This window comes from Paenibacillus chartarius (genome assembly GCF_042432825.1).
Lineage (GTDB): Bacteria > Bacillota > Bacilli > Paenibacillales > NBRC-103111 > Gordoniibacillus > Gordoniibacillus chartarius.
On the sequence record NZ_JBHLWN010000027.1, the window covers coordinates 218922 to 226056 of the forward strand.

The window sequence follows — 7135 nt, forward strand, 5'->3', positions numbered from 1 at the left end:
GTAAGGCAGAATCCGGTTTGGCCGACCGATTCTGCCTTATTTTGCGTGGACAGACCGCGCATTTACCGAGCCGCTGCCCGCCCTCGCCACATGTCCAGCGTTTCTGCTATACTCAGCTTACGGACAAATACTTAATGGAGCATGGACTCCAGGGAGGGGCCTCATTTTCATGGCACAGTCGGAGGTTAAAGCTTGGGAAGGCGACTATTACGGAGAGCGCGCCATATGGCTGCGGGCAGGCGGCTATGAAGCGGCGCTGCTGCCCGAGACCGGCGGCAACTTGATCGCGCTGCGCGATACCGTTCGCGGCTATCACTACTTGCACGAGCCTTATGAAGCGGAGCTGGAGGCCTTCAAAGCCAATGCGATCATTCACGGCATTCCGGTGCTGTTTCCGCCGAACCGTTTTGACGCGGGGACATTTACGCTGAACGGGCGGACGTATCAATTTCCGGTGAACGAACAAGCCAGAGGCAATCATCTGCACGGCTTCTTATACGACATTCCGTGGAACGTCACGTCGTTCGGTACCGTCGCGGATTCGAGCTATGTCGAGATCGAGCAGAAGGTCGACGAAGAGCATGCCGTGTACCGCTATTTCCCGCATCGTTTTACGTTCCGTATTCGTTATTCGCTGTCTGCAGCAGGCCTGCAGCAAGCCGTCGAGGTCGTGAACGACGGAACGGACGAGATGCCATGCATGGTCGCCTTCCATACGGCGGTCAACGCGCCGTTCGATCCGAACAGCAGCCCTGACGACTACAAGCTGACCTTGTCGATCGGCAAGCGCTGGGAAATGAGCGAGCGGATGCTGCCGACGGGCAAGCACCAGCCGTTGAGCTCGGAGGAAGAACTGCTTGCGACGACAGGAATCAATCCTTTCTTTGAACCGATGGACAACCATTACACCGCTGTGACGGCAGGCGCGAACGACCGGCATCGGATGACGCTGACCGATACGAAGCAAGGCCTGCGCCTCGTTTACGAAGCCGATCCGGCGTACAAGCAGTGGATGATTTGGAACAACAACGCGACGCCGGGCTTCTTCTGTCCGGAGCCGCAGAACAATCTCGTCAATGCGCCGAACGTCGATTTGCCGGCGGAGCAGTCCGGTCTCGTGATGCTGGAGCCTGGAGCTGTTTGGAAGGCCGACAGCCGCATTTACTGCGAGCAGGTTTAACAAATAAGGCAGTCCGGGGCTTACCTGCCCTTCCGGACTGCCTTTGTTTTTCGTTCATTCATGCAGCCTCGCTCAAATGCCTCCGTCACCTAGCCTCATTGTCGCCGCCGGCTTCCCATCGCTTTATGACGATCGCGGCATTGTGCCCGCCGAAGCCGAATGAATTGGACAGGCCGTACAGAGCGTCCGTCCTTCTCGGTACGAGCGGAACATAGTCCAAGTCGCAGTTCGGGTCCGGGTGCTCCAGGTTGATCGTCGGGGGAATGATACCGCAGCGCAGGGTTTCAACCAGCGCTATAGCTTCGAACGCACCGGCTGCGCCGAGCATATGTCCGGTCATCGATTTATTCGCCGTAATCGGTACCCGGTAGGCCGCCTCCCCGAATAGACGCTTGATCGCAATGGTCTCCGATAGGTCCCCTGCTTCCGTACTCGTTGCATGCGCACTAATGACCCCGATCTGCTGCGGAGTAAGGCCGGCATCACTTAAGGCCGCTTTCATGGCCAAATATGCCCCATAGCCTTCCGGATGCGTGGCGACGGGATGATACGCATCCGAGCTCGCCCCGTAGCCGACAATCTCGGCGAGGATTCCGGCGCCACGGGCCTCCGCATGAGCCAGGGTTTCCAGAATCAGCATACCGGCGCCTTCTCCCATGACAAACCCGTCCCGATCTGCGTCAAACGGACGGCTTGCACGCTCCGGCGCTTCGTTGCGGACGGACAAGGCCGTAGCATTCCCGAAGCTGGCGAGCGAAAGCTCCGTGATTGCGGCCTCGGCTCCTCCCGCCATAACGACGTCGGCAACTCCCAGCCTCAGCAGCCGGCAGGCTTCTCCGATGGCTGTATTGCCGATGGAGCAAGCGGTTACCGGTGCGAGGGTCGGACCGTGCGCCCCGTATTTCATCGAAATTTGTGCCGCCGCCATATTCGTGATCATCATCGGCACGAGCTGAGGACTCACGCGATCCGGCCCGCGCGTCTTGAACACGGTCTCGTTATCGATCAACGTCTGAAGCCCGCCGATCCCAGACCCGACATACACGGCTAACCGTTCTTTATTCAACCTCTCCAAGGGAAGACGTGCTTGCCGGACAGCCTCTTCCGCCGCGAATAAGGCATACTGGCAAAATCGGTCCAGCTTGCGCGCATCCTTCTTTCCGAAGAGTGCTTCCGCATCGAAATCCGTAACAGTGCCGGCGATTCTCGTCTTTAGCCGCGACGCGTCGAACCGCTCGATCAGCCGTATACCGGAATTCCCCTTTATCAAATTACTCCATGCCGATTCGACATCGTTTCCAAGCGGGGAGACGACCCCCATTCCCGTTACGACGACTCGATTCATATCGATCACTCCTTCAGCTGCAACTACTGGTATTGATACCATTGTATCCTCTGTGTATCCTATTACAAGTTGTTGTTTATACTGGTATAATCAATACCATAATACTCTACAGCAGCCTGAAGGAGGCGCCAAAACTCCACATGAACCAGCCGACTCGATTAGAAGCGCTGTCCGTATTCCTCAAGACGCAGCGGGAGAAGCTGTCCCCTGAGGATGTCGGCCTGCCGGCGGGCGGAAGAAGACGAACGCCGGGGCTCCGGCGGGAAGAAGTGGCCGCGCTTGCCGGAGTCAGTACAACGTGGTACACCTGGCTTGAGCAGGGAAGAGATATCCGCGTCTCTTCTGCAGTGCTCGATGCGATCGCCCGTACGCTGCGGTTAACGAAAGACGAGCGTAACTATATGTTCGCGCTGGCCTTGGAAACCGAAACGGCGGAGCCGCCTCAGACCCAGACCGTCCAGCTGAGCCCGGCGCTGACCAAAATTCTTCAGGAGCTCACGCTGTGCCCTGCTATCGTATCGGACCGGCGGTCGCAGATCGTCGGCTGGAATACTGCCGCCGAGGTCGTATTTTTACCATTTGCCGACGTCCCCGTAGAACAGCGGAATATGATAGAGCTCCTGTTTTCCCGCAAGGAGCTGCGCCGGCTCGCCGTCAATTGGGAGCGGTTCGTGCTCGGCTTTTTGTCCATCTTTCGTGCGTTCTACGGGCAATACGTCAACGACGCTTGGTATAATACCTTCATCGATCATATGAAGCGTCAATACCCGGATTTTGAAGCGCTGTGGAGCAGCTCGCGGGTCGATACGGCTCCGGAGGTCGTACTGGAGTTTCGTCATTCGCGGGGCGGAAAAATGCTCTTTGAACTGACGTCCTTGCAAATCCAAGGCAGCGATGACTTGCGAGTCAGCATCTATACGCCTGCAGCCGGCTCGTCCACCGAAGCGAAGCTTCGCAAGCTCATGGGGGCGGCTCAACAAGCCACTCGAATATGACGGACAACGCTTCAAAAATCTCTCGTCTCATCAAACACATCGAGCAGCATTCCGATCAACTCCTCACGGTCCGTCGCTACCCGGATCGCTTGCTCCAACGCCTCGAATACCTCTTCCCTTTCGACGGTTTCGATGAAGCCGGTCCGCTCATCGAACCGGTTGAAAAACTCCGTATACTCGATAACAAGCGATTTCAAGTCTGCTTCGGCCGCTTCTCCGGACTGACGGACCGCCGCAATCATGGCTCTGCGCGTCTTTTTATACAGATCCGAGACTTTCTTCAACTGAGCTTCGCTAATGTCCTCGCGGCCGTCCCAATCCCGAAACGGATTGTCTACATTTTCCGCCAGCCATTCCGGCTTTCGGGGCTTGGTCAAGTCCAGGTAAAAATGATAGTAAGGCTCCTGCTTATATTTGTCTTTAATCACCTTCGCCGCTTCGCCCGGAAAGCTGTCCATGGATATCCAGGTCAGCTGCGGCAGCTCCTCCGGTCCGGGAAAATCTGCGACGTCAAACCCGAACAAATCGGAAACGTTCAAGCGCTGAAGGCCGCTGCAACGCCGCAGATGCCGGAGCCCTGTCAGCAGGCCCGGCTTTCCCCTCAGCGTAAGCTCCTTCAATGCCCCGAATCGGGAAGCGATCTGCGCCAGATCCAGCTCCGTCACATCCCATATGGAAAGCGCGCCCAACCGTTCCAGGCCTGCAAAATGAGGCACATGACCCGTTACGTTCAATCTCAGGGATTCGCCCCCGCCCTCCGCGTCAATGCGAAGCGGCGACGATACGCTTCCGACTAAGGTCAGCTCCCGCAGCCCCGGGTTCAATACGATTTCTTCCGCGTCATCTACGTGAATCCTCAGGCTCAGCAGGCTCGTCCCGCTCACATCGATACGCCGTTTACCGTGTCCGCTCTCCACAAGAAGCGCGCTGATCATAGAGCTCCCCGCGATATACTCGAGCAGCGAGTCCGTCAGCGAGTCCGTCTGCAGGTCGGTTAGCCGAGGAAACCGGGAGAGCTCGGACGGATCGGCAAATTGACGAAGCACCTCTGCGGAAACTCTTTGGGTGTTCGCAGACATGTTAACGTCGCCAATCTGAACCGAAGGAAGCGTGTTCGCTTGCCGATAAGACTGCCGCAGAGCAAGCGGAAGCCGATCCCACCGTTTTTGCAGCTTGTACTGCAGCCCTTCGTTCCACCCGCCGAAGCTGTACGCTCGTGGGGCTCCAGTCAGTAACGGTTCCATCGTCCCTATATACTGATAATGGCTCGGTATGTATGCATGAATGTTCAGCGCATCGTAATCGTCGCTGTAATGATGATGATTGAGCAGCAGCGGCTTCAGCCCCGGCATCTCGTCTGGCGTGAGCGGCCGCTCCCCGGCCCAATCGAGTCCGACAACCCAGGCAGTTCCTTTATCCCTCTTGCTCTTCGGGGGCTCCCACAGGGTGATTTGACAAGCCGTATACATACGAAGGTGACGGGAATATACGCAATACACATCTCCAGCTTCGGGGACTTTCATCGTTTAAGACCTCCGCCTTCTATCGTTTGAGGAAAATAATGCTTTAGACCTTTAACAATATGAATATCGGCTGTCAGGGACGAGTCTTGAACTGTCGTGTTCTTGCAGTAAGTACAGCTCCTTTATCTTAGCAATTACCTGGAAAATTTTTGCATCAACGTCGGCATCAACGCTAACAGAAGGAAAAGTACCGTTACGTTTCCAAGATGCCTTATACCGACCGCCCGGCTCGCTTTGATATCTTTTTCAATTAGCATTAATACCCAAAAGACTCCGTCCTTTCAACATTCCCCGGGTCTGTTCCATCGCATTGTCAACCCGCTTCCCCGTATGGGTATCCCCAAATTTCACACCTAACACGCCTTAAGTACATAAAATGCCTATGAAGCTGGGCCAATCCACAATGTAAAGAGGCGAATAACATTATGGTTTCCAATATCGATTACACATTGCCGTCTACTCAATACACATTTGATGTAAATACCAGTCCCTTGTTCAAGAAAGACAATAATAATTATATCAACGTACTAGGTGTGAAGCAGTTAAATACATTGGAAAATGTATCACTCCTGGATATATTCCTGAGCACCCACAATGCTGTAGAACCGCATTACCATCAGAACGCCGCCGAGCTAGTCTACTGTATTTCCGGTGCTGCGACGGTATCCATCCTTAATCCTTATACAAAGCAAATTCTCCATTTCCCTATTACCCCCGGTCAAGTGGCTAACGTTCCGCAAGGCTGGTGGCATTATGAAGTCGCTACCGTGGATCATACGCATCTTTTGGCCATTTTTGACGCGCCGACTCCAGATGTGATTTTAGGTTCGGATATATTAAAATTTACTCCAGCCAATATTATGTCGCATACTTACTGTATAGATAGGAATTTATGGGAAACAGCAGTGGCGACTGTAAAACCGACAACATATATAGGCCCCTACACGGACTGCAATAACCGTTTTCCACAGCAGTATGGAAATCCGCAGTACCACCCGCAATTTCAACAACCGGATCAGCCGCCATATCATCATCATTGCCACCCTTATCCCTACAATCCTCAGTACTTCTAACGCTCGATAACTCCGGTTGTGATCCTCATATTCGCAGCACGGGTCAGAGGTACGTCGTTCTTAAGATTTTGACAAAAATGCTTCCGGTCCGCACTCATTTTGCGCCTCTTGATAAGTAGCGGGATAGGCGAAACCTTGCAAACATTTTAACAGATTACACCCTCTCTCAATAAGGCGCAAAGGAGAATAATTCATTGAAAAAACATCGTATGTTACTTGTTAAAAGAAAATAAACCATTAGACTGAAAATAAAGCATTAGACTGAAAATAAAGCATTAGAAACGGAAGTCATTAGGTATATCAATTACTGTGAATTCAGCTGCCTTCTGATCGTTATTCAGACCATACGTCGCTAAGCCCCTGGCCATTTTTGTTTGCCGGAGGGTCACTTTTTTACTGCCTCTTTTCGGTGTTCCACGGAGCGATATTTTCAGGATAGACCAGGCAAATAAAGTTGTAGACTGAGAAAATATAGCTTTCGACTAGGAACGGTACTAAGCTAACGGACACGATATTTCCAATATAGGTTAATATTAAATGGAGTAGTTAACTTCGTTACTGAAAGGTTGGAGGATAGGATGGGTGCCGATATCCATGTGTATATCGGGCAATTTAGCGCAACCTTCCAGCCGTTGGAAATGCAGATGAAATAGGAGCACTGGCGGGAAGGGCTGTTCTTGATGTGTACATTCTTAAGTGAACCGGAATTCCCATTTATAGTAGCGAGTCCACAATGTCCTTTGGACTCTAATTGGATTCAACAGTATGATACGGTTATAGCTTTACTAGAAATAATGACAAAATATCCAGTTGATTCCGAGAGGGTATATCTTACTGGATTTAGTATGGGTGGACAAGGTGCTTGGGATTTTGCTTCAAGGTCGTCAAAACTTTTTTCAGCAGTTGTTCCAATATCGGGGTGGTACGATCCTGAAAAGGCTAGGGAGCAGTTTGCCGCTGAACTGCTCCCCGTCAAGTGGACAGTGGAAATAATATAAAGTTAATTAGGCGGCCTTAGT

6 protein-coding genes are annotated in these 7135 nt (G+C 52.8%); 4 read left to right on the plus strand and 2 right to left on the minus strand.

The features are described from left to right. Positions 1 to 169 precede the first annotated feature (169 nt). Positions 170 to 1180: an aldose 1-epimerase gene (locus tag ACFFK0_RS07635; protein WP_377469472.1), complete on the plus strand. Its 1011-nt coding sequence runs from the start codon at positions 170 to 172 to the stop codon at positions 1178 to 1180. 85 nt (positions 1181 to 1265) lie between these two features. On the opposite strand, the gene fabF is transcribed toward ACFFK0_RS07635, so the two are convergent. Further along, positions 1266 to 2525, minus strand: coding sequence for a beta-ketoacyl-ACP synthase II (gene fabF / locus ACFFK0_RS07640; RefSeq protein WP_377469473.1), 1260 nt, complete (start codon positions 2523 to 2525; stop codon positions 1266 to 1268). A 140-nt stretch (positions 2526 to 2665) separates the two neighbouring features. Between fabF and ACFFK0_RS07645 the strand changes: the two genes are divergently transcribed. Continuing rightward, positions 2666 to 3520, plus strand: coding sequence for a helix-turn-helix transcriptional regulator (locus tag ACFFK0_RS07645; protein WP_377469474.1), 855 nt, complete (start codon positions 2666 to 2668; stop codon positions 3518 to 3520). A gap of 11 nt (positions 3521 to 3531) precedes the next feature. On the opposite strand, the gene ACFFK0_RS07650 is transcribed toward ACFFK0_RS07645, so the two are convergent. Beyond that, positions 3532 to 5043 carry a hypothetical protein gene (locus ACFFK0_RS07650; protein ID WP_377469475.1) on the minus strand — a complete coding sequence of 504 codons (1512 nt, stop codon included), beginning with the start codon at positions 5041 to 5043 and terminating at the stop codon, positions 3532 to 3534. 425 nt (positions 5044 to 5468) lie between these two features. Here ACFFK0_RS07650 and ACFFK0_RS07655 point away from each other — a divergent pair, with 425 nt between their 5' ends. Further along, positions 5469 to 6116, plus strand: coding sequence for a cupin domain-containing protein (locus ACFFK0_RS07655; RefSeq protein WP_377469476.1), 648 nt, complete (start codon positions 5469 to 5471; stop codon positions 6114 to 6116). A 680-nt stretch (positions 6117 to 6796) separates the two neighbouring features. Then, positions 6797 to 7114, plus strand: coding sequence for a dienelactone hydrolase family protein (locus ACFFK0_RS07660; RefSeq protein ID WP_377469485.1), 318 nt, complete (start codon positions 6797 to 6799; stop codon positions 7112 to 7114). The last annotated feature ends 21 nt before the right edge of the window (positions 7115 to 7135 follow it).